General features: G+C 70.3%; 24 protein-coding genes. 21 read left to right on the forward strand and 3 right to left on the reverse strand.

The annotated features are described in order from the left end of the window. The first annotated feature begins 7 nt into the window (after positions 1-7). The 14 genes from tusD to cobA all read left to right on the forward strand — a co-directional run bounded on the left by tusD (position 8) and on the right by cobA (position 12,014). Positions 8-367 (forward strand): sulfurtransferase complex subunit TusD, encoded by a 360-nt coding sequence (tusD, locus tag EOINJALH_RS29280; protein ID WP_088286934.1) that lies wholly within the window; start codon positions 8-10, stop codon positions 365-367. Between the two features lies 1 nt (position 368). Continuing rightward, entirely contained in the window at positions 369-731 is a 363-nt protein-coding gene (tusC, locus tag EOINJALH_RS29285; protein ID WP_234414098.1) for a sulfurtransferase complex subunit TusC, read from the forward strand. Between the two features lie 8 nt (positions 732-739). After that, complete coding sequence (tusB, locus tag EOINJALH_RS29290; RefSeq protein ID WP_088286936.1) at positions 740-1,039, forward strand: sulfurtransferase complex subunit TusB; 300 nt, start codon at positions 740-742, stop codon at positions 1,037-1,039. Positions 1,040-1,068: 29 nt separating this feature from the next. Beyond that, positions 1,069-1,401, forward strand: coding sequence for a TusE/DsrC/DsvC family sulfur relay protein (locus EOINJALH_RS29295; RefSeq protein ID WP_088286938.1), 333 nt, complete (start codon positions 1,069-1,071; stop codon positions 1,399-1,401). Positions 1,402-1,471: 70 nt separating this feature from the next. After that, positions 1,472-2,200 carry a respiratory nitrate reductase subunit gamma gene (locus EOINJALH_RS29300; protein WP_088286940.1) on the forward strand — a complete coding sequence of 243 codons (729 nt, stop codon included), beginning with the start codon at positions 1,472-1,474 and terminating at the stop codon, positions 2,198-2,200. 13 nt (positions 2,201-2,213) lie between these two features. Then, complete coding sequence (dsrK, locus tag EOINJALH_RS29305) at positions 2,214-3,710, forward strand: sulfate reduction electron transfer complex DsrMKJOP subunit DsrK (RefSeq protein ID WP_088286942.1); 1,497 nt, start codon at positions 2,214-2,216, stop codon at positions 3,708-3,710. 17 nt (positions 3,711-3,727) lie between these two features. Continuing rightward, positions 3,728-5,017, forward strand: a complete 1,290-nt coding sequence (locus tag EOINJALH_RS29310; RefSeq protein WP_088286944.1) for an NAD(P)/FAD-dependent oxidoreductase — start codon at positions 3,728-3,730, stop codon at positions 5,015-5,017. 23 nt (positions 5,018-5,040) lie between these two features. Beyond that, positions 5,041-6,999 carry an NAD(P)-binding protein gene (locus tag EOINJALH_RS29315; protein WP_088286946.1) on the forward strand — a complete coding sequence of 653 codons (1,959 nt, stop codon included), beginning with the start codon at positions 5,041-5,043 and terminating at the stop codon, positions 6,997-6,999. A gap of 2 nt (positions 7,000-7,001) precedes the next feature. Then, a complete protein-coding gene (locus tag EOINJALH_RS29320; RefSeq protein ID WP_088286948.1) occupies positions 7,002-7,397 on the forward strand; it encodes an Hdr-like menaquinol oxidoreductase cytochrome c subunit in 396 nt (131 codons plus the stop codon). Continuing rightward, positions 7,394-8,125, forward strand: coding sequence for a sulfate reduction electron transfer complex DsrMKJOP subunit DsrO (dsrO, locus tag EOINJALH_RS29325; RefSeq protein WP_234414099.1), 732 nt, complete (start codon positions 7,394-7,396; stop codon positions 8,123-8,125). The genes EOINJALH_RS29320 and dsrO overlap by 4 nt, the downstream gene beginning before the upstream one ends. Positions 8,126-8,149: 24 nt before the next feature. Continuing rightward, positions 8,150-9,328: an NrfD/PsrC family molybdoenzyme membrane anchor subunit gene (nrfD, locus tag EOINJALH_RS29330; RefSeq protein ID WP_088286950.1), complete on the forward strand. Its 1,179-nt coding sequence runs from the start codon at positions 8,150-8,152 to the stop codon at positions 9,326-9,328. Between the two features lie 12 nt (positions 9,329-9,340). Then, positions 9,341-10,765: a cobyrinate a,c-diamide synthase gene (locus EOINJALH_RS29335; protein ID WP_088286952.1), complete on the forward strand. Its 1,425-nt coding sequence runs from the start codon at positions 9,341-9,343 to the stop codon at positions 10,763-10,765. Positions 10,766-10,768: 3 nt separating this feature from the next. Then, on the forward strand, positions 10,769-11,134 hold the full coding sequence (locus EOINJALH_RS29340; RefSeq protein ID WP_088286954.1) for a TusE/DsrC/DsvC family sulfur relay protein: 366 nt from the start codon (positions 10,769-10,771) through the stop codon (positions 11,132-11,134). Positions 11,135-11,162: 28 nt separating this feature from the next. Next, entirely contained in the window at positions 11,163-12,014 is an 852-nt protein-coding gene (cobA, locus tag EOINJALH_RS29345; protein ID WP_088286956.1) for a uroporphyrinogen-III C-methyltransferase, read from the forward strand. On the opposite strand, the gene EOINJALH_RS29350 is transcribed toward cobA, so the two are convergent. Further along, complete coding sequence (locus tag EOINJALH_RS29350; RefSeq protein WP_234414100.1) at positions 12,004-12,729, reverse strand: response regulator; 726 nt, start codon at positions 12,727-12,729, stop codon at positions 12,004-12,006. The two genes, cobA and EOINJALH_RS29350, sit on opposite strands and share 11 nt — an antisense overlap. Continuing rightward, positions 12,726-13,907: an ATP-binding protein gene (locus tag EOINJALH_RS29355; RefSeq protein ID WP_158219945.1), complete on the reverse strand. Its 1,182-nt coding sequence runs from the start codon at positions 13,905-13,907 to the stop codon at positions 12,726-12,728. Before EOINJALH_RS29355 ends, EOINJALH_RS29350 begins: the two co-directional genes overlap by 4 nt. Before the next feature lie 436 nt (positions 13,908-14,343). On the opposite strand from EOINJALH_RS29355, the gene EOINJALH_RS29360 reads away from it, so the two are divergent. The 5 genes from EOINJALH_RS29360 to EOINJALH_RS29380 are packed head-to-tail and all read left to right on the forward strand — an operon-like array spanning position 14,344 to position 18,572. Then, positions 14,344-15,279 carry a sulfite exporter TauE/SafE family protein gene (locus EOINJALH_RS29360; protein WP_088286960.1) on the forward strand — a complete coding sequence of 312 codons (936 nt, stop codon included), beginning with the start codon at positions 14,344-14,346 and terminating at the stop codon, positions 15,277-15,279. Between the two features lie 10 nt (positions 15,280-15,289). After that, on the forward strand, positions 15,290-15,712 hold the full coding sequence (locus EOINJALH_RS29365) for a hypothetical protein (protein WP_088286962.1): 423 nt from the start codon (positions 15,290-15,292) through the stop codon (positions 15,710-15,712). A gap of 31 nt (positions 15,713-15,743) precedes the next feature. Then, positions 15,744-16,583 (forward strand): universal stress protein, encoded by an 840-nt coding sequence (locus EOINJALH_RS29370; RefSeq protein ID WP_088286964.1) that lies wholly within the window; start codon positions 15,744-15,746, stop codon positions 16,581-16,583. Beyond that, on the forward strand, positions 16,580-17,209 hold the full coding sequence (locus tag EOINJALH_RS29375) for a Rieske 2Fe-2S domain-containing protein (RefSeq protein WP_088286966.1): 630 nt from the start codon (positions 16,580-16,582) through the stop codon (positions 17,207-17,209). The genes EOINJALH_RS29370 and EOINJALH_RS29375 overlap by 4 nt, the downstream gene beginning before the upstream one ends. Positions 17,210-17,249: 40 nt before the next feature. Next, positions 17,250-18,572, forward strand: coding sequence for an OmpP1/FadL family transporter (locus EOINJALH_RS29380; protein WP_088286968.1), 1,323 nt, complete (start codon positions 17,250-17,252; stop codon positions 18,570-18,572). A 91-nt stretch (positions 18,573-18,663) separates the two neighbouring features. On the opposite strand, the gene EOINJALH_RS29385 is transcribed toward EOINJALH_RS29380, so the two are convergent. Further along, entirely contained in the window at positions 18,664-19,590 is a 927-nt protein-coding gene (locus EOINJALH_RS29385; protein ID WP_088286970.1) for a LysR substrate-binding domain-containing protein, read from the reverse strand. 127 nt (positions 19,591-19,717) lie between these two features. On the opposite strand from EOINJALH_RS29385, the gene EOINJALH_RS29390 reads away from it, so the two are divergent. Together EOINJALH_RS29390 and EOINJALH_RS29395 are read left to right on the forward strand one after the other, a co-directional pair. After that, positions 19,718-20,806: a tartrate dehydrogenase gene (locus EOINJALH_RS29390; protein ID WP_088286972.1), complete on the forward strand. Its 1,089-nt coding sequence runs from the start codon at positions 19,718-19,720 to the stop codon at positions 20,804-20,806. Between the two features lie 131 nt (positions 20,807-20,937). Then, entirely contained in the window at positions 20,938-21,924 is a 987-nt protein-coding gene (locus EOINJALH_RS29395) for a tripartite tricarboxylate transporter substrate binding protein (protein WP_088286973.1), read from the forward strand. Positions 21,925-22,006 lie beyond the last annotated feature (82 nt).

Raw genomic sequence — 22,006 nt, forward strand, 5'->3', positions numbered from 1 at the left:
CGTCGACATGAAGCTAGGTTTGCTCGTCAGCGAAGGCCCGTACACGCACCAGGCCAGCGACACCGCGTACCAGTTCGCCAAGGCCGCGATCGAGAAGGGCCACGAGATCCAGCGCGTGTTCTTCTATCACGATGGCGTCTACAACGCGACGCGCCTCACCGAGCCGCCGCAGGACGACCGCCACGTAGTCAACCGCTGGTCGGCGCTGAAGGCCGAGCACGGCGTCGACTTGGTGGTGTGCGTGGCCGCAGCGCTGCGCCGCGGCATCAAGGACGAGGTGCTGGCGCCCGGCTTCCGCATCTCGGGCCTGGGGCAACTGGTCGACAGTGGCATCAAGGCCGACCGCATGGTCACTTTCGGGGACTGACGTGAGCACCAAGAAATTCATGTTCGTCAACCGCAAGGCCCCCTACGGCACGATCTACGCGCTGGAGAGCCTGGAGGTGGTGCTGATCACCGCCACCTTCGACCAGGACGTGAGCCTGGTGTTCCTCGACGACGGCGTCTACGAGCTGGTCAAGGGCCAGGACACCAAGGGCATCGGCATCAAGAACCACTCGAAAACCTACCGCGCGCTCGACGGCTACGACGTCGAGAAGCTGTACGTCGAGCGCGAGTCGATGGACGCACGCGGCCTGACCGAGGACGACCTGCTGGTCGACGTGCAGGTGCTGTCGTCGGCCGAGATGGCCGACCTGATGGCCGAGCAGGACGTGGTCCTTTCCTTCTGAGGCGCGCCATGCTGCACATCGTCAACAAATCCCACCTGCAGACCCACTCGCTGGGCAGCTGCCTTCGGCTGGCCAAGCCCGGATCGGCCCTGCTGCTGATCGAGGACGCGGTCTACGCCGCCACCACCCAGGGTGCCAGCGCCTCCGGCATCGCCGGGGCCCTGGCGCAGCTGAAGGTCTACGCCCTGCAGCCCGACGTCGATGCGCGCGGCATGGCCGGCAAGCTGGTCGACGGCGTCACGCCGGTCGACTACGCCGGCTTCGTCGACCTGGTCACCGAGCACCCGAACAACCAGTCCTGGCTGTAGCCAGGATCATTCCCCGAAGGAGAGACCCCATGGGCATCGAAGTCAACGGCACCACCTACGAGACCGACGAAGAAGGCTATCTGCTGAACCTGGCCGACTGGAACGAGGACATCGGCAAGGTGCTGGCACAGGGCGAGAACGTCGAGATGACGCCCAGCCATTGGGAAGTGGTGAACTTCCTGCGCGACTACTACAACGAGTACCAGATCGCTCCGGCGGTGCGCGTGCTCACCAAGGCCATCGGCAAGCAGCTCGGACCGGACAAGGGCAACAGCAAGTACCTGTACGAACTGTTCCCCTACGGCCCGGCCAAGCAGGCCTGCAAGATCGCCGGCCTGCCCAAGCCGACGGGCTGCGTCTAGTCCTCCAGTCCCCGCAAGGCACGCGCGTCGAGCCCCCACGCGCAGCGCGAGCCTGCCCGAACACCCCACCATGTCCGCCCTGTCGATCGCCTACGCCGCGCTCTTCTATGCCGCCACCGCGATGCTCGTCATCGGCGTGGCGCTGAAGATCCGCAGCTACGCCGGTGCGCCAGCGCCATTGAAGATCCCGACCACGCCGGCACCCACGACGACCGGCGGGGTGGCGCTGAGGATGACGCGCGAGGTGGTGTTCTTCGAGAGCCTGTTCAAGGGCAGCAAGTGGACCTGGCTGTTCGGCTGGATGTTCCACGCGGCGCTGCTGCTGGTGCTGCTGCGCCACGCCCGCTACTTCCAGCAGCCGGTGTGGGACGTGATCGCCTTCGTGCAGCCCTTCGGCACCTACGCCGGCTTCGCGATGGTGGCGGGCCTGGGGGGGCTGTGGGCGCGCCGCGTGCTGGTGGACCGCGTGCGCTACATCTCCACCCCCTCCGACCACCTGCACCTGGCGCTGCTCGTCGCCATCGGCCTCACCGGCCTGGGGATGCGCTTCGTCTCGCACACCGACATCGTCGCGGTCAAGGCTTTCATGCTGGGCCTGATGCGGCTGGACGTGCAACCCCTGCCAGCCGACCCGTTGCTGCTGGTGCACCTGGCCCTGGTTGCGCTGCTGATGATCGTCTTCCCCATCAGCAAGCTGCTGCACGCGCCGGGCCTGTTCTTCAGCCCCACCCGCAACCAGGCCGACACCTCGCGCGAGGCACGGCACGTGTCCGCCTGGGCTGCCGCCCTCGACAAGTAAGGCGCCGAACGCCATGGCCACCGCCGCCTTCGACACGCCGAAGCTCAAGCCCTACCCGGTCATCCCGCTGGTGGCCGAGGGCTCGATGGCGCACCTCAAGCCCTATGTCGCGTCGCCCAAGATCCAGGAGGCCGTGGGCTTCCCGGGCGAGCTGACCGAGGGCTGGGAGCAGCGTGCCATCGCCCGCATGGGCGAACTGCTGGGCAAGTACCGCAGCCTGCGCGTCTACATGGACGCCTGCGTGCACTGCGGCGCCTGCTCGGACAAGTGCCACTACTTCCTGGGCACCGGCGACCCGAAGAACATGCCGGTGGCGCGGCAGGACCTGATGCGCGCGGTGTACCGCCGCTACTTCACCTTCGCCGGCAAGCACTTCCCCAAGCTGGTGGGCGCGGTGGACATGAGCAAGGACGTGCTCGACCAGTGGTGGAGCTACTACAACCAATGCTCCGAGTGCCGGCGCTGCAGCGTGTTCTGCCCCTACGGCATCGACACCGCCGAGATCACCATGGCCGCGCGCGAGATCATGGATTCGGTGGGCCTGGGCCAGAAGTACGCCAACGAGATCATCGGCAAGGTGCACCGCATCGGCAACAACCTGGGCATCCCCGGCCCCGCGCTGGAAGACACCCTGCTGGGGCTGGAGGAAGACACCAAGGAAGAGACCGGCCTGGACGTGCGCTTCCCACTCGACGTCGAGGGGGCCGAGGTGCTGCTGGTCACGCCCAGCGCCGACTTCTTCTCCGAGCCGCACGTCGAAAGCCTGATCGGCTACGCCAAGGTCTTCCACGCCGCCGGCATCAGCTGGACGCTCTCCTCGAAAGCCAGCGAAGCCGGCAACTTCGGCCTGTTCATCGGCAACTACGAGCAGATGCGCAGCATCTCGATGCGCGTGAAGGAAGCCGCGCAAGAGCTGGGCGTCAAGCGCATCGTGGTCGGCGAATGCGGCCACGCCTGGCGCGTCGCCTACAGCTTCTGGAACACGCTGATCGGCCCCTTCGACTGGCTGGACCCGCGCTACCCGGTGCCGCAGCACATCTGCGAGTTCACCTACGACCTGATCCAGCGCGGCGCGCTGAGGTTCGACAAAGAGAAGAACGACGACCGCATCATCACCTTCCACGACTCGTGCAACGTGGCCCGCGCCTCGCGCATGGGCAGCATGCCGGGCGGCCAGTTCGTGATCCCGCGCGAGATCATCAAGGCGGTGGCCAACCGCTTCCACGACATGGCGCCGGGCACGATCCACGAATCCACCTTCTGCTGCGGCGGTGGCGGCGGACTGCTCACCGACGACCTGCTCGAGCTGCGCGTCAAGGGGGCGCTGCCGCGCATGGAGGCGCTCAAGAGCGTCGTCGACGAGCACGGGGTGAACTTCATGGCCACCATCTGTGCCATCTGCAAGGCGCAGTTCAGCAAGGTGCTGCCGTACTACGGCTTCAACATGAGCATGGTCGGCGGCGTGCACCAGTTGGTCAGCAAGGCGATCCGCCTTGGTGACCCCCAATAGGCCACCAGGAGACACTCATGGCCCACATCGTCATCATGGGCGCCGGCATCGGCGGCATGCCCGCGGCCTACGAGATTCGAGAGAAGCTGCCCAAGGAACACAAGGTCACCGTGATCAACGCGGTGGACTTCTTCCAGTTCGTACCCTCGAACCCCTGGCTGGCGGTGGGCTGGCGCAAGGCCGACGAGCTGATGCTGAAGGTGGGCCCGCTGCTGGCGCGCAAAGGCATCGACTTCATTGCCAAGTTGGTGACCAAGATCGACCCCGAGGCCAATCGCCTGGAATTGGCCGACGGTCAGAGCGTGGGCTACGACTACCTGGTGATCACCACCGGCCCCAAGCTCAGCTTCGCCGAAGTGCCCGGCGCAGGGCCGACGCATTCCGGCGGCGGCGGCCACACCCACTCGGTGTGCACGGTGTCGCACGCCGAGGCCTTCTGGGCCGACTACCAGAAGTTCCTCGAGAACCCCGGCCCGGTGGTCATCGGCGCGATGCCGATGGCCAGCTGCTTCGGCCCGGCCTACGAGTTCGCCTTCATCCTCGACACCGACCTGCGCCGCCGCAAGCTGCGCAACAAGGTGCCCATCACCTTCGTCACCAGCGAGCCCTACATCGGCCACCTGGGCCTGGGCGGCGTGGGCGACTCGAAGAGCATGCTCGAGTCGGAGATGCGCAACCGCGACATGAAGTGGATCACCAACGCCAAGACCACCAAGGTGGAGGAAGGCAAGCTGTTCACGACCCAGCTCGACGACCTCGGCAACGTGTTCAAGGAGCACGAGGTGCCGTTCAAGCTGGCGATGATGCTGCCGGCCTTCAAGGGCGTGGACGCCGTGGCCGCCGTGCCCAACCTGTGCAATCCGCGCGGCTTCGTCCTCATCGACGACTACCAGCGCAGCAAGGCCTACAAGAACATCTTCTCGGCCGGCGTGTGCGTGGCCATCCCTCCGGTGGAGGTGACACCGGTGCCCACCGGCGCGCCCAAGACCGGCTACATGATCGAGACCATGGTCACGGCGATCGTGCACAACATCGCCGACGAGCTGAACGGCAGCACCGCCAGCACCAAGGGCACCTGGAACGCGATCTGTCTGGCCGACATGGGCGACACCGGCGCGGCCTTTGTCGCGCTGCCGCAGATCCCGCCGCGCAACGTCAACTGGTTCAAGAAAGGCAAGTGGGTGCACCTGGCCAAGATTGCCTACGAGAAGTACTTCATGCGCAAGATGAAGACCGGCAACTCCGAACCGATCTACGAGAAGTACATCCTCAAGGCGCTCGGCATCATGCGCCTGACAGGCAAGTGACGCGTCCCACGCTGGAGAATCCCATGTCCAACCCGGTAGACCACGCCCCGGCCCAGCCGCTGACCTTCCGCCGCTACAAGGACGGTGATCACAAGCCCCTGGCCTGGCAGCAGGAGATCTTCGACGCCGACCACTCGCACAAGTGCCCCACCTACATCCAGAGCACGCCGCCCTGCCAGGGTGCGTGCCCGTCGGGCGAGGACATTCGCGGCTGGCTGAACATCGTGCGCGGCGTCGAGAAGCCGCCCGCGGGCGTGCCCTGGCAGGAGTACGCCTGGCGCCGCCTGACCGAGGCCAACCCGCTGCCGTCGGTGATGGGCCGCGTGTGCCCGGCCCCCTGCGAATCGGGCTGCAACCGCAACCAGGTGGAAGACTTCGTTGGCATCAACTCGGTCGAGCACTTCCTGGGCGAATGGGCCATCGAGCACCAACTGGCCTTCCCGAAACCCACCGAATCCACCGGCAAGAAGGTGGCCGTGATCGGTGCCGGCCCGGCCGGTCTGTCGGCGGCCTACCAGCTGGCGCGCAAGGGCCATGCGGTGACGATCTTCGACGAGCGCGCCGAACTCGGCGGCATGATGCGCTACGGCATCCCGGGCTTCCGCACGCCGCGCACGGTGTTGGATGCCGAGATCCAGCGCATCCTCGACCTGGGCGTGGTCACGCGCATGAACTGCCGCATCGGCACCGACGTGACGCTCGAGCAGATCCAGGCCGAGTTCGACGCCGTGTTCCTGGGCCTGGGCGCGCAGAGCGGCCGGCCGCTGCCGGTGGATGGCAGCGAGGCGCCGAACTGCGTCACCGCCACCGCCTTCCTGAAGGCCTTCAACGACGGCCGCATGCAACATGTGGGCAAGCGCGTGGTGGTCGTCGGCGGCGGCGACACCTCGATCGACGTGGCCACGGTGGCGCGCCGCCTGGGCCACATCGACCAGATCCATGAATCCGACCGGCCCGAGAACGCCATCGCCGGCTTTGCCGCGCACGACGCCGCGCTGCTGTCCAGGCGCCAGGGCGCCGAGGTCACGCTGACCTCGATCTTCGCGATCGAGAAGATGCAGGCCAGCAAGCACGAGGTCGAGCACGCGCTGGCCGAGGGCATCGCCATCCGCGGCGGCATGGCGCCGGTGGCGGTGATCCGCGACGCCGGTGGCCGCGCCACCGCACTGCGGGTGATCCGCTGCGAGGCGAAGATCGTCGGCGGCAGGCTCGACGTGAAGCAGATCCCCGGCACCGAGGAAGACATCGAGGCCGACCTCATCGTCTCGGCCATCGGCCAGGCGGTGGACTTCACCGGGCTGGAGGTGCTGAACAACGGCAAGGGCGGCATCGCCAGCGACAAGAACTACCAGGTGCAGGGCCAGGCGGGCATGTTCGTCGGCGGCGACGTGGTGCGCCCTCACCTGCTGACAACCGCCATCGGCCACGGCGCGATCGCCGCCGACGGCATCGACCGGCACCTGCGCAGCGAGCCGCTGGACAAGCGCCCGAAGATCGACGTGCACGGCTTCGACCTCACCCGCAAGATGGTCGAGAAGGGCCTGAAGATCGGCACGATCGACCAGCCCACCTGGGGCACCGATGCCAGCCCCGGCGCGATCCACAACTACGACAACCGCTCCGACCGCTACGTCATCCCACACAGCGAGTTGTTCCTCGGCCACTTCCAGTACACCGCGCGGCAGCGCCGCAAGATCGTCACGCTCAGTGCCGAAGAGGCGCTCTCCAACTTCGAGGAGCGCATGCTGCCGCTGCTGGAGGCGCAGGCGCAGGCCGAGGCCAAGCGCTGCATGAGCTGCGGCCAGTGCTTCGAGTGCGACAACTGCGTGGTCTATTGCCCGCAGACCGCGGTGTTCAAGGTGCCGAAAGCCAAGTCGACCACCGGCCGCTACGTCGACACCGACTACAGCAAGTGCATCGGCTGCCACATCTGCAAGGACGTGTGCCCCACGGGCTACATCCAGATGGGGTTGGGAGAGTAGGCATGCTGCGCCGTGCCGCGCGAATCGTCGGCGCGCTGCTCCTGTGCAGCGCGGCGGCGCCGCTGTTGGCCGCCGGCGATGCCGGCCGCACGCCCCAGCCGGTGATCGAGCCGGCGCGCGCCGGCACGCAGTGCGTGGCCGACCCGGCCGTCATGCGCCGCAACCACATGGACCTGCTGAAGCACCAGCGCGACGACACCGTGCGCGGCGGCATCCGCGGTGCGAAGCACAGCCTGAAGGACTGCATCGACTGCCACGCCAGCCAGGCCACCGGCAGCGTGGCCAAGGCCGAGACCAACTTCTGCGTCAGCTGCCACAGCTACGCGGCGGTGAAGATCGACTGCTTCGAGTGCCACACCAGCAAGCCGCGCGCACTGGCGGTGGGAGCCGCCAAGTGAGCCGCCGCGGCTTCCTCGGCGTCGCCGCCGCGGCCGTCGGTGGCGTGATGCTGGCACCGGGCATCCAGTTGATCGAGGTCGCCAGGGCTGCCGCATCGGGCACGCCTTCGGCCGGCGCCAGCGCCACGGTGCGCTGGGGCATGCTGATCGACACCACCAAGTGCGCCAGCGGCTGCACCGACTGCGTCACCGCCTGCAACACCGAGAACGGGCTCGACCCCAAGCCTTCGCCCACCTCGGCGCAGTGGATCCGCAAGGTCGAGATCAAGGAGATCAAGACCGGCCGGGCGGCATCGGTGCCGGTGATGTGCCAGCATTGCGCCGAGCCGCCCTGCGTCGACGTGTGCCCCACCGGTGCCTCGTTCAAGCGCGCCGACGGCATCGTGCTGGTCGACCGCCACAGCTGCATCGGCTGCCGCTACTGCATGATGGCCTGCCCGTACAAGGCGCGCTCCTTCGTGCACGAGGCACTCGACGCGCAGACACCCGACGTGCCGCGCGGCAAGGGCTGCGTCGAAAGCTGCACACTGTGCGTGCACCGCCTAGACCAGGGCGCCAAGACCACCGCTTGCGCCGAGGCCTGCACCAAGGCCGGCCACGGCGCCATCGTGTTCGGCGATCTCAACGATCCCGGCAGCGAGATCGCCCGCCGCGTGCGCGAGATCCAGACCACGCAGTTGCGCGCCGACCTGAAGCTCGATCCCGGCGTGCGCTACCACGGCATCTGACAGGCTGAGCGAGCCAGACCCACCATGCGCACCCCGCAAGACACCCGCAACTTCTGGACGCTCGTCGCGATCGGCGGCCTGGTCACGGCGCTCGGCCTGGGCGCGGCGCACTACATGGAACTGCACGGCCACATCGTCACCGGCATGAACAACCAGGTGGTCTGGGGGCTGCCGCACGTGTTCGCGATCTTCATGATCGTGGCCGCCTCGGGCGTGCTCAACGTGGCCTCCATCGGCTCGGTCTTCGGCCAGCCGGCCTACAAGCCGCGCGCGCCGCTGTCGGGCCTGCTGTGCATCGCGCTGCTGGCCGGCGGCCTGATGGTGCTGATGCTCGACCTGGGCCGGCCCGACCGCGTGATCGTGGCCGCCACGCACTACAACTTCAAGTCCGTCTTCGCGTGGAACGTGTTCCTGTACTCGGGCATGGTGGGCATCGTCGCGGTGTACCTGTGGACCATGTTCGAGCGCCGCTTCAACGCCTGGTCCAAGCCGGCGGGCCTGGCCGCGCTGGTGTGGCGCTTCGTGCTCACCACCGGCACCGGCTCCATCTTCGGCTTCCTGGTGGCGCGACAGGCCTACCAGTCGGCGCTGCTGGCGCCGCTGTTCATCGTGCTGTCCTTCGGCTGGGGGCTGGCGGTGTTCCTGATCGTGCAATCGACGATGTACGCCTGGAACGGCCAGCACCTCGACGAGGCGGTGCGGCGGCGCATGGCGCGGCTGCTGGGCATCTTCATCGCCGCGTCGCTGTACCTGGTGGCGGTGCAGCACCTCACCCACCTGTACTTCGCGCGCCAGGGGGCCTTCGAGGCCTTCATCCTTCGCGACGGCGGCCTGTACACGCTGCTGTTCTGGCTGGGCTACGTGCTGGTGGGCACGCTGCTGCCGCTGCTGCTGCTGTTCCACCCGAAGCTGGGCAGCGAGCGCGACATGCTCACCGCCGCGGCCATGGTGGTGGCCGGCGCGTTCGCCTGGCTGTTCGTCTTCATCGTCGGCGGGCAGGCCTTCCCGCTCGACATCTTCCCGGGGCACGAGGTGAGCAGTTCGTTCGGCGACGGCGTGTTGGCCGGCTACGTGCCGTCCTGGCCCGAGTTCCTGCTGGGCGTTGGCGGCCTGGGCGCGGCCTTCCTGCTGACGACCATCGGCGTGCGCATGCTCGACTTCATGCCGCAGGACGACTTCGCCGCCACCGCCGGCAAGCACTGAGGACACCGCCCCATGGACCGCCTGCTCGTCTCCGCCGCGCACAAGTCATCGGGCAAGACCACGGTGACGCTGGGCCTGGCGGCCGCGCTCACCGCGCGCGGCTGCACCGTGCAGCCGTACAAGAAGGGCCCCGACTACATCGATCCGATGTGGCTGGGCCGCGCTGCCGGCCGCCCCTGCCTGAACCTCGACCCCTACCTGATGGAGGACGCCGCGCTCGAACGCACTTTCGTGCAGGCCACGCGCGGCGCCGACCTGGCCCTGGTGGAAGGCAACAAGGGCCTGTACGACGGGCTGGCACTGGACGGCAGCAACAGCAATGCGGCGCTGGCGCGGCGGCTCGACCTGCCGGTGCTGCTGGTGATCGACGCGCGGGGCATGACGCGCGGCATCGCCCCGCTGATCCTCGGCTACCAGGCCTTCGACCGCCAGGTGCGCATCGGCGGCGTGGTGCTCAACCGACTGGGCGGCTCGCGCCACGAGGCCAAGCTGCGCGCGGTGATCGAGCACTACACCGATGTGCCGGTGCTGGGCGCCGTGGCCGAGGACCCGCGCCTGGCGATGACCGAGCGGCACCTCGGCCTGATGCCCTGCGCCGAGGTCGACGACGCGCAGCTGCGCGTGCAGTCCATCGGCCGCGTCATCGGCGCGCAGGTCGATCTCGACCGCATCCGCTCGCTGGCCGCGTCGGCCGGGCCCTGGCCCGAGGCGGCGTGCGCCCCATCGCCGGCCCGCGCCCGCCGCCCCGACCTGCGCATCGGCATCGCCCGCGACCGCGCCTTCGGCTTCTACTACCCCGATGACCTGGCCGCGCTCGAGGCCGCCGGCGCCGAACTGGTGCCCATCGACACGCTGCGCGACGCGCACCTGCCGGCACTCGACGGCCTGTTCATCGGCGGCGGCTTTCCCGAGGCCTGCATGGACGCGCTGGAGGCCAACGCGGCGCTGCGCGGGGCGCTGCGCGATGCCATCGCCGGCGGCCTGCCCACCTATGCCGAGTGTGGCGGGCTGATGGTGCTGTCGCGCAGCATCACCTGGCGCGGCCGCACGGCGCGCATGGTCGGTGCCATCCCGGGCGACACGGTGATGCACGAGCGCCCGGTGGGCCGCGGCTACGTGCACCTGCAGGAGACCGGCGCCATGCCGTGGGGCGGCGGCGACGGCGCCCTGGTGCGCGGCCACGAGTTCCACCATTCCAGCCTCGACAACCTCGACCCCAGTGTCGGCTTCGCCTACCGCGTGCGGCGCGGCCATGGCATCGACGGCCAGCACGACGGCGTGCTGGTGCACAACCTGCTCGCGTCCTACGCCCACCTGCGCACCGGCGCCGGGGCGCACTGGGCGCCGCGCTTTGTCGACTTCGTGCGCTCGCAGCGCGACCGGCGCGCGCCGGCCGCCATGCAGACGGCCCAGGCGATGGTGGCATGCGGGGCCTGAGCCATGGCGATCGACATGGCCCCGCTGGCCCACCGCATCGTGATGGTCGACGGCCGCGCCGTGGCCACCGACAGCGAAGGCTACCTGCTGCACCGGGACGACTGGTCCGAGGCCTTCGCGGTGGCGCTGGCGCGCGAGGAAGGCCTGACGCTGACGTCGGCGCACTGGGAATTGATCCGATTCCTGCGCGAGCACTTCCAGTCGCACGGCGTGCAGGCCCAGGTGCGGGTGATGGTCAAGCACTTCACCCAGGCCTGGGGACCGGAGCGCGGCAGCAACCACGCCCTGCACGACATGTTCCCGATCGGCGGGCCGCAGAAGCAGGGCAACCGCCTGGCCGGACTGCTGCGCACCAAGGGCGAACACTGAACCCCACCATCCCACGTCGGAGCCACCCATGAACTCGTTCGTCGACATGCCCGCGATGATGGCCGCCTGCCGCGCCAGCTGCGGCACCGTGCACCTGGTGGGCGCCGGCCCCGGCGACCCCGAACTGCTGACGCTGCGCGCCGCGCGCCTGCTGGCCCAGGCCGACGTGGTGGTGTACGACCACCTGGTCGGCCCCGAGGTGCTGGCGCTGATCGGCGCGCAGGCCGAGCGCCGCTACGTCGGCAAGGAGCGCAGCCACCACAGCCTGGCGCAGGACCAGATCAACACGCTGCTGGTGCGGCTGGCGCGCGAAGGCCGGCGGGTGGTGCGGCTGAAGGGCGGCGACCCCTTCGTCTTCGGCCGCGGCGGCGAAGAACTGCAGGTGCTGGCCGCCGAGGGCGTGCCCTTCGAGGTGGTGCCCGGTGTCACCGCAGCCTGCGGCGTGGCCAGCTACGCCGGCATCCCGCTGACGCACCGCGACTTCGCCCAGAGCTGCACCTTCGTCACCGGCCACCTGAAGGACGGCAGCTGCGACCTCGACTGGCCGATGCTGTCGCGCCCGCGGCAGACGGTGGTGATCTACATGGGCCTCGGCGGCCTGGCCGAGATCTGCGCGCAACTGGTGGCGCACGGCGCGCCGGCCACCCTGCCGGCGGCGGTGGTGCAGCAGGGCACCCTGGCGCAGCAGCGCGTGGTGGCCGCCACGCTGGACGACCTGCCGGAGCGCGTGCTCGAGGCCGGGCTGAAGTCGCCCTGCCTGGTGATCGTGGGCGAGGTGGTGCGCCTGCGCGAGCAACTGGCGTGGTTCGAGCCGGCCGGCGCGGTCGCACCCGCGGAGGCGACCGCGGACATGACCGCGGACGCGTCCTTCAGCGGCTAGGCCGGGCGTTGTGGCTGGAGGCGTCGCCCGCCACCCGCGCTTCCACCGCAAACACCGCGGCTTCGACCCGGCTGCTCAGGTGCAGCTTGCCCAGGATGTGGCGCACGTGCAGCTTCACGGTGTCGTGGCTGATGTCGAGCGTGCGCGCGATGGCCTTGTTGCTCTCGCCGCGGGCCAGGTGCTCGAGGATCTCGCGCTCGCGCTCGGTCAGCGTGCTGATCAGGCCGCGCCGGTCGGGGCTGCGGCTGTCGGGTTGCAGCAGCTGCGCCAGCTTCAGCGTCATCTGCGGCGCCACCACCAGCTCGCCGCGTGCGGCGCGCGCGATGGCGCCCATGATCTCCACCGGGTCCATGTCCTTCAGCAGGTAGCCGCGCACCCCGGCGCGCAGCGCGGCCGACAGGTCGGCCTCGGCATCGCTCATCGTCAGGATGAGCGCCGGCGTGGCGATGCCTTCGGTGCGCACGCGGCGCAGCAGGCTCAGGCCGTCGGTGGTGGGCATGCGCAGGTCGAGCACCAGCAGGTCGGGCTCGTGCTCGCGCAGCACAGGCACCAGTTGCTCCGGGTCGCCCAGCGCGGCCACCACGTTCATGTGGCCGCGGTGCTGCAGCAGGTCGGACAGGCCGCTGCGGCACAGCGCGTGGTCGTCCACCAGCACCACCTTGATCGGCGGCTCCTGGCCCGTCAGGCCGGCCATGCCGGGCAGGCTGTTGCTCATGGCGCCCCCGGGGCAGGAAAGCCGACCGCGACCACCGTGCCGCCGCCCTCGCGGGGCCGCACCGCGAGCGCGCCACCCAGCCGTCGCGCGCGCCCGGCCATGATCTCGAGCCCATGGTGGCCGGGCTCGGCCGGCAGCGGGCCGAGGCCGATGCCGTCGTCCTCGATGCGCAGTGTCACCTGGCCGGCCTCGGCCGACAGCCGCAGCCAGGCCTGCCGCGCCCGGGCGTGTCGGGCGATGTTGGACAGCGCCTCGCCAACGATGTGCAGCACCTGCGCCTCGTGCGCGGCCGGCAGCGCCAACGCCGGCAGGTCGTTGGTCAGCGCCACCGCGATGCCGCTGCGGCGGCTGAACTCGTCGGCGCGTTCGGCCAGGGCGTGGGCCAGCCCGCGCGGATCGGGCGGGGTGCGGAAGTCGGTGATGATCTCGCGCAGGCTGCCGTGGGCATGGCCCAGCGCCTGCTTCAGGTCAACCAGGTAACGGGTCGTCAGCGCGCCGTTGTGTTCGCCGATGGCCTGCTCCAGCAGGGGCAGGCGCATGCGCAGGAAGGCCAGGTCTTGTGCCACGGCGTCGTGCACCTCGGCGGCCATGCGCTGCCGCTCTTGCAGCACGGTGGCGCGCAGGTTCTCGGCCTCGAGGCGGGCGTTGTGCAGCGCCAGGCCCAGCAGCGTGCCGATCGAGCGCAGCACCGCGCGCACCTCGGCCGACGGGCCGGTGGCGGCATCGAAGAACAGGTTGTACACGCCCAGCACCTGGCCACGGTGGTCCAGCGGCACGGCCAGCATGTGGGCCCAGCCCAGAGGCACCAGCACGTCGCGGGCCGCGCCGTCGCAACCGCTCAGGCCGGTGTCCCAGGCCAGCCGGTCGCTGTCGACGGCCTGGCCGCAGCCGCCGCAGTGCCGGTGCACCGACGGCCCGGCGCAGCCCAGTTGCGCCGGCAGGCCGAGCTGGCTGACCAGGCGCAAGCGGTCGTCGTCGCACAGCATGCGCACCGCGCCGGCGCGGGCATGGGCCAGCTGCACGATGGGCTCGAGGAAGTGGCCCAGCAGCGCCCGGATGTCGGCGCCGGTGGAGAGGTCGGCCGTGATCTCGGCCAGCAGTCCGGCCGCGACGCCGCCGGCCGTAGGCAGGGCGGCCGTGGACGGGGCAGGCAGGGCGATGGTGGCGGTGTCGGGCATGGGATGGCAGGCGGGGCGAAGGCGCCCAGGCAAATTGAAACCGACATCGGCCGCGAGCGCCATCGGTTTTCTCCCTTGGTACCCCTGATGGTATCCCGGTTTCGGCGATCGAGGTGATCATGATCAATTCGCCGGCGCGCCGGCCGGTCCGCCGGCGCCGTGGCGGCGGGCGCGGCATGGCGATGAAGCCCGAATGGTCGCGCGCGTGGCAGGGCACGCCGGCCGAGCCGGGGTGGCACGGACATCCCCCATTTGGGCTACAGGGGCATCACCCGTCACGGGAATGGACGCTGGCCTCGGCGGCTGCGCCTAATGCAGACCATGCAAGCGGTCCACTCGCCAGCACGGCGGCCGCACGGACCACCTCCCCGAGACGATCCACGATGCCGCCCGCCACGCCGCACCTCCATGCCCCGAACCGACGGGCGCCCCGCTGATGCGCCGATGGCATGCCACGGTTCTCGGGCTCGGCCTGGCGCTGATCGCGGCGTCGGCGCAGGCCGCCGGGCCAGCGCTCGGCGACGGCCCGCCGTGGTGGGTGTGGCCATTGGGCCTGTTCGTGGCCTGCTTCCTGATGGGCATCGTGGCGGTGCCCGCCGGCATCGGCGGCGGCACGCTGTTCGTGCCCATCGTCGGCAGCTTCTTTCCCTTCCACCTCGACTTCGTGCGCGGCGCCGGCCTGCTGGTGGCGCTGGCCAGTGCGCTGTCGGCCGGGCCCACGCTGCTGCGCGGCGGCCTCGGCAGCCTGCGGCTGGCGCTGCCGCTGGCGGTGCTGGCCTCGGCCTCGTCGATCGGTGGGGCCCTGCTCGGCCTGGCGATGCCGGCCCACGTGGTGCAGACGCTGCTGGGCGCCGTCGTGCTGGGCATCGTGGTGCTGATGGCGGTGTCGAAGAAATCCGAGTTCCCGCAGGTGGACCGCCCCGACGCGCTGGCCCAGGCGCTGGCGCTCAACGGCGTGTTCATCGACGGCGCCTCGCGCCGCATCGTGCACTGGCAGGTGCACCGCACGCTGCCGGGCTTGCTCACCTTCCTGGCCATCGGCGTGCTGGCCGGCATGTTCGGCATCGGTGCGGGCTGGGCCAACGTGCCGGCCCTCAACCTGCTGATGGGTGCGCCGCTGAAGGTCTCGGCCGGCACCTCGGGGCTGGTGCTGTCGCTGGTCGATTCATCGGCGGCCTGGGTCTACATCAACAAGGGCGCGGTGCTGCCGATGATCGCCGTGCCCTCGGTGGTGGGCATGATGCTGGGCGCGCGCATCGGTGCGCGGCTGCTCGACGTGCTGAAGGGCTCGGTGATCCGCCGCATGGTCATCGGCGTGCTGCTGTTCGCCGGGCTGCGCGCGCTGCTCAAGGGCACCGGGGTGTGGCTGTGAGGCAAGGCCCATGAAGGCACCGGCCGACCGCAGCATGCAGCCTGCCGAACAATCGCGCTATGCCCTGTGGCTGGACTGGGGCACGCGCCTGGGCCTGGCCATGCTGGTGCTGGGCTTCGCGGCCTATGTCAGCGGCGTGCTGCCACCGCACGTGCCGGTGGACCGGCTGCCGCAGCTGTGGTCGTTGCCGGTGGGCCAGTTCCTCGCCGAGACGAACACCCCCACCGGCTGGGGCTGGCTGGCCCTGCTGCACCGCGGCGACATCCTGGGGATGGCCGGCATCGCCGTGCTGTCGGGCTGCTCGGTGGCCTGCCTGCTGGCGCTGCTGCCCTTGTACGCAGCGCGGGGCGACAAGGCCTACGTGGCCATCTGCCTGGCCGAGGTGGCCGTGGTGATGCTGGCCGCGTCGGGCTGGCTGGCCGGGGGGCACTGACATCGCCTCGCCGACCACCCCGTTCCGCCGCGTGTTGCTGGCCACCGAGCGCAGCGAGCACGATGCCGGCAGCGAACGCATCGCGTTGGCCATGGCCAGCCGCTGCGGCCTGCCGCTGGCCGGTGTGCTGCCCTTGCTGAGCAACCCGGAATACGAAGCCGTGGCACCGCAACTGGCCGCGCGCGCCGAGGCCGCCGCAGCCACCCGGCTGGCCGGCCTGGCGGCCGAGGCCGCCGCCGCCGGCGTCGACTGGCGGCCTGTGGTGCGCCGAGGCCCGGCCCTGTTCCGCGAGATCGTCGACGAGGCGATCGAGTGCCAGGCCGACCTGATCGTCATCCGCCGCCGGGGACGGCTCGGCCGCCTGGCCAATCTGCTGGTCGGCGAGATGGTCGGCCAGGTGCTGGCGCAGGCGCCGTGCAGCGTGTTGGTGGTGCCGCGCGAATCGGCCATGTGGTCGCGCCACGTCATGGTGGCGGTGGACCCGACGGCCCCCGATGCCGCCGCACTGCTGCAGGGCAGCGCCGTGGCCGCCGAATGTGCGATGCCGCTGACGCTGGTGGCCGTGACCGACGGCGCCGACGAGACGCGGGCGCGCCAGGCGCTGGACGAGGCGCTGGTGCAGGTGCACCGCCGCGTACCGCAGGCGCGCGCGCTGTGCCTGCGCGGCAGGGCCCACGCCGTGCTCACCGACACCGCCGCGCGCTTGGGCGCAGACCTCGTGGTCGTCGGCCGCCACGGCGACGGCGGCTTCGCCCGCGCCTGGGTTGGCGGCGTGGCGCAGAAAGTGATCGGCCTGTCGGCCTGCCCGGTGCTGGTGGCCATTGCACCGGCACCCGTATCCCCATCCATGCCATCAGGGACATCATCATGAGCGACGCACTCAACTACCTGCTGAAGGCCCGCCCCGACGCGGTGGGCCACTACTTCGCCTTCCTCAAGGACTGCGGCAAGCACCTCGACCCGAAGACGCGCAACCTGATCTCGGTGATCACCAAGGTGGACGCGCAGACCGAGCGCGGCTTCCGCCAGTACCTGGGCCGCGCGCTGCGCGAGGGCTGCTCGCCGATGGAGGTGCTGGACGCGCTGCTGATGGCCTTCCCCACCCTCGGCCTGGCCAAGATCGTGTGGGCGGTGGACATCATCCTGGCGATGGACCTGCCGGAGTTCCAGCCCGGCGCGCTCGGCGCCAAGGGCGACTGGCACGACGTGATGGCCACCCGCGACCTCAAGGTCGGCGAGATCCGGCGCACGGACTGCGACGGCCGCGGCCTGTTCGTCTACCGCGAGGCCGCGCGCACCTGGCAGGTCTACGACAGCCGCTGCCCGCACCAGAGCACCGACATCCCGCACCTGGCCCTGGAGGGCACCACCCTCACCTGCCCGAAGCACGGCTGGGCCTTCGACGCGCACAGCGGCGAATGCATCCGCACCGGCAACAGCCCGCTCAAGCGCTGGCCCAGCAAGGTGGCCGACGGCCGCCTGCTCGCGCACTGGTGAGCCCACGAATCCCGATCCGCACAACGATGGAGACCACCACATGACCCCCCAACGCTTCTCGCTTCGCCTCGCCCCGCTGCCACTGTTGCTGTGTGCGGCCACGCAGGTGCACGCCACCAACGGCATGAACATGGAAGGCTACGGCCCCATTTCCACCGGCATGGGGGGCGCCTCGCAGGCCATCGAGCACGGCACCGCGGCCATGGCGCAGAACCCGGCCACGCTGGCGCTGATGGCCCCTGGCGCACGCCTCGACGCCGCGCTGGGCCTGCTCGGTCCCAAGGTGGCCAGCACCCTGCCCGGCTTCGGCACGGCCGACTCGCAGGGCACGGCCTACGTGATGCCGGCCTTCGGCTACGCCCGCCGCACCGGGGCGCTGACGTTCGGCATCGGTGTCTTCGCGCAGGGCGGCATGGGCACCGACTACGAGCCCAACACCTTCATGGGTGCCGGCTCGGGCCTGCACACGCGCTCTGAACTGGGCGTGGGCCGCGTCCTGTTGCCGGTGGCCTGGCAGGTGACGCCACAGTTCGCCATCGGCGCCACGCTCGATTTCATGTGGGCGGGCCTGGACATGCGCATGGCGGCCAGCGGCGCGCAACTGGGCGGCCTGGTCACCGGAGTGTCGGGCAACCTGGGCCAGGCCATGCCGGCGCTGGCCGGCGCACCGTGGGCGCGCATCGACTTCTCGAACTCCAGCGACTTCTCCGGTGCGGCCTCGTCCACCGGCTGGGCCGGCAAGCTGGGCGCGGTGTACAAGCCCGATGCGGCGTGGACGGTGGGTGCGTCCTACCAGCTGAAGTCAGCGCTCAAGGACATGAAGACCTCGTCCACCGGCGCCACCATGAGCGCGGCCGGCGGCTTCGCCGACACCGGCCGCATCACGGTGATCGACTTCCAGTGGCCGACCACCACCGCCATCGGCGCGGCCTGGCAGGCCACGCCGTCGCTGCTGCTGGCGGCCGACGTGAAGCGCATCGACTGGTCCGGCGTGATGAAGGACTTCCGCCTGCGCTACGACAGCGCCGGCATGGGCGGCTCGGTGAGCTTCGCGCTGCCGCAGCGCTGGGAGGACCAGACCGTCACCAACCTGGGCCTGGCCTGGGCGATGAACGGCCAGCTCACGCTGCGCGCCGGCGTCAACCTGGCCGACAACCCGATCCCCGCGGCGCTGGTCAACCCGCTGTTCCCGGCCACGGTGGAGAAGCACTACACGCTGGGCGCGGGCTACCGGTTCTCGCCCACGGCCGAGTTCAACGGCTCGCTCACGGTGGCACCCACCAGCACCGTGACCAACGGCCAGGGCGTGGTCGTCACGCACAAGCAGACCAACGTGCAGCTGATGTACACGCAGCGGTTCTGACGCGGCGCCGGCCGGTCGGTGGGGTGCCGGGCGCCCCATCGATGCACCGGCCGGCCGCGCGGGCGGGCCATCGCCGGCCGCACCGCCCGCGTCAGGGCGCGGCCACGGCCTGCCGGCCGAGCGCCAGCGCCACGAAGTCGACGAAGGCCCGCACCCGGGCCGCCAGCTGGTGCCGCTGCGGATAGACGGCATGGATGTCGGCATCCGGCGTGTGGCACTGCGGCAGCACCTGCACCAACCGGCCGCTCTTCAGGTGGCGTTCGATGTCCCATTCGGCGCGCATCAGGATGCCGTGGCCGTCGAGGGCCCAGCGCACCGCGATCTCGCCGTCGTTCGTGGTCAGGTTGCCCCGGGTCTTGACGGCCTCGGTCGTCGCGCCCTTGCCGCGGCCGCTGGTCAACCGCCACACCCCGTAGGCCTCTTCGCCCTGCCGGATGCCGATGCAGTTGTGGCGGGTCAGGTCGTTCGGCACCTTGGGCGTGCCGTGCCTGGCCAGGTAGGCCGGTGCCGCGCACAGCAGGCGGCGGTTCGGCGCGATGTGCCTGGCGATGACCCGGGCGTCCGGCGGCGCGCCGAAGCGGATGCAGACATCGAACGAGTCGTCGGTCAGCGGCGGTGGGTTGACCGACAGCTGCAACTGCGCCTGCACCTGCGGGTGCTGGCGCACGAAGCGCGAGATCAGCGGCGCCACGTGGCTGCGGCCGAAGCCCAGGGTGGCGTTCACCCGCAGCAGGCCCTGCGGCGTGGCCTTGGACGCGCCCAGCAGCTGCGCGATGTCGTCGATCTCGCCCAGGATGCGGCGCGCGTGCTGCAGCACCAGCTCGCCCTCGGGCGTCAAGCTCATGCGCCGGGTGGTGCGGTTCACCAGCGACAGGCCGACGCGCGCCTCCATCAGCGCCAGCCGCTTGCTGACGGCGGGGGTGGTGATGCCCAGCTCGCGCGCCGCGGCGCTCAGGCTGCCGGCGCCGGCCAGCGCCGAGAAGAAGCCCAGGTCGGCCGGTTGGATGCCAAGTGTCATCGGTGCTCCGCTCGGGCTCGATTGTGAAATCCAGGTGAACAATGGATTCACTTTATCGGCGAGCGCCGGGGCTGTCCATTTCCTACAGTCGGGTCACCGTCCACGCACAGGCCCCAGGAGACCCGCCATGAAGACCTATTCCATCGCCACCATCCCCGGTGACGGCATCGGCAAGGAGGTGGTGCCCGCCGGCCAGCAGGTGCTGGAGGCGCTGGCCCGGGCGAGCAACCGCTTCCGCTTCGAGTTCGAGAACTTCGGCTGGGGCGGCGACTGGTACCGCGCGCACGGCGAGATGATGCCGGCCGACGGCCTGGACGCGCTGCGCCACAAGGACGCGATCCTGTTCGGCTCGGCCGGCGACCCGCACATCCCCGACCACGTCACGCTGTGGGGCCTGCGCCTGAAGATCTGCCAGGGCTTCGACCAATACGCCAACGTGCGCCCGACGCGCATCCTGCCCGGCATCGACGCGCCGCTGAAGCGCTGCCAGCCCGACGACCTGAACTGGGTCATCGTGCGCGAGAACTCCGAGGGCGAGTACTCCGGCGTCGGCGGCCGCGTGCACCAGGGCCACCCGATCGAGGCCGCCACCGACGTGTCGATCATGACCCGCGCCGGCGTCGAACGCATCATGCGCTTCGCCTTCAGGCTGGCCGCGTCGCGGCCACGCAAGCGACTCACCGTCGTCACCAAGAGCAACGCCCAGCGCCATGCGATGGTGATGTGGGACGAGATCGCGCTGCAGGTGTCGAAGGAGTTCCCTGACGTCGGCTGGGACAAGGAACTGGTCGACGCCGCCACCGCCCGCATGGTCAACCGCCCGGCCACGCTGGACACGATCGTCGCCACCAACCTGCACGCCGACATCCTGAGCGACCTGGCCGCCGCGCTGGCCGGCAGCCTGGGCATCGCACCCACCGGCAACATCGATCCGGAGCGGCGCTACCCGAGCATGTTCGAGCCGATCCACGGCTCGGCCTTCGACATCATGGGCAAGGGCCTCGCGAACCCCGTGGGCACCTTCTGGTCCGTGGTGATGCTGCTCGAGCACCTTGGCGAGGCCGAAGCCGCCCGGCAGGTGATGGATGCCATCGAGCAGGTCACCGCCGACCCGCGGCTGCACACCGGCGACCTCGGCGGCACGGCCACGACGGTGCAGGTGACGCAGGCGGTGTGCGAGCTGCTGGCCGCCAGCGCACGGCACCCGGCCGCCTGATCGCCAGGCCGCCTGACCACCTGATCGCCTGATCGCCTGCTGAAGGCAAGCATCCCGGCCGGCCTCGCGCAGGCCGCCGGGCTGGCCGTGCCCTGCGCGTCGAAGCCCATCGCCCTCTACCGGAGAACCGCATGAACCCAACCCACCGCCTCCGGCGCCGCCACCTGCTCGGCGCGATCGCACTGGCCACGGCCCTGGCCGCCGGCAACGCCGGGGCCCAGGCCTGGCCGACCAAGCCGATCAGCCTGATCGTGCCGTTCCCGGCTGGTGGCACCACCGACGTGCTGGCGCGCGCGCTGGCCGAGAAGCTGACGGTGAGCCTCGGCCAGACCGTGATCGTCGAGAGCAAGCCAGGCGCCGGCGCCACGCTCGGCGCCGACTTCGTGGCCAAGGCCCGGCCCGACGGCCACACGCTGCTGGTCGGTGCCGTGCACCACACCATCGCCTCCAGCGTCTACAAAAAGCTGCCCTACGACTTCCAGAAGGACCTGGCGCCGATCACCCAGATCGCGCTGGTGCCCAACGTGCTGGTCGTGAATGCCGGCACGCCCGCCAGGACCGTCGCCGAACTGGTCGCCCTGCTGAAGTCGCAGCCCGGCAGGCACAACTACGGTTCCAACGGCAACGGCACGGCGCAGCACCTGATCGGCACGCAGTTCGAGAACATGACGGGCACCGACTTCAGCCACATCCCGTACAAGGGCAGCGGGCCCCTGGCGACCGACCTGCTCGGCGGTCAGATCACGATGTCGTTCGACACCGTGACACCGGTGCTGCAGCACATCAGGGCGGGCAAGCTGCGGGCGCTGGCCGTCACCACGGCCCGGCGCTCGTCGGCCCTGCCCGACGTGCCGACCCTCGACGAGGCCGGGCTGAAGGGCTTCGACATCGGCACCTGGTTCGGCGTGCTCGCGCCGGCCGCCACGCCCCGGGACATCCTGAGCCGCCTGAACACCGAGATGGTCAAGGTCATCCAGTCGCCCGAGTTCCGCCAGCGCATGGCCGAGATCGGCGCCGAGCCGATCGGCAACAGCGCGGAACAGATGGCCGCGCAGATCCGGAGCGAGACCGAGAAGTTCGGCAGGCTGGTCAAGGCGGCGAAGGTGACGATCGAGTAGCACGTGGCGCGTGCGGCGCGGCGCCTACCCGCGCCGCCACGGTCGCGCCGGATGGCCGCCCCGGCCCGGCAGCCGATACGAT

It is taken from the genome of Ideonella sp. A 288, from assembly GCF_002198735.1.
GTDB lineage: Bacteria > Pseudomonadota > Gammaproteobacteria > Burkholderiales > Burkholderiaceae_C > Pseudaquabacterium.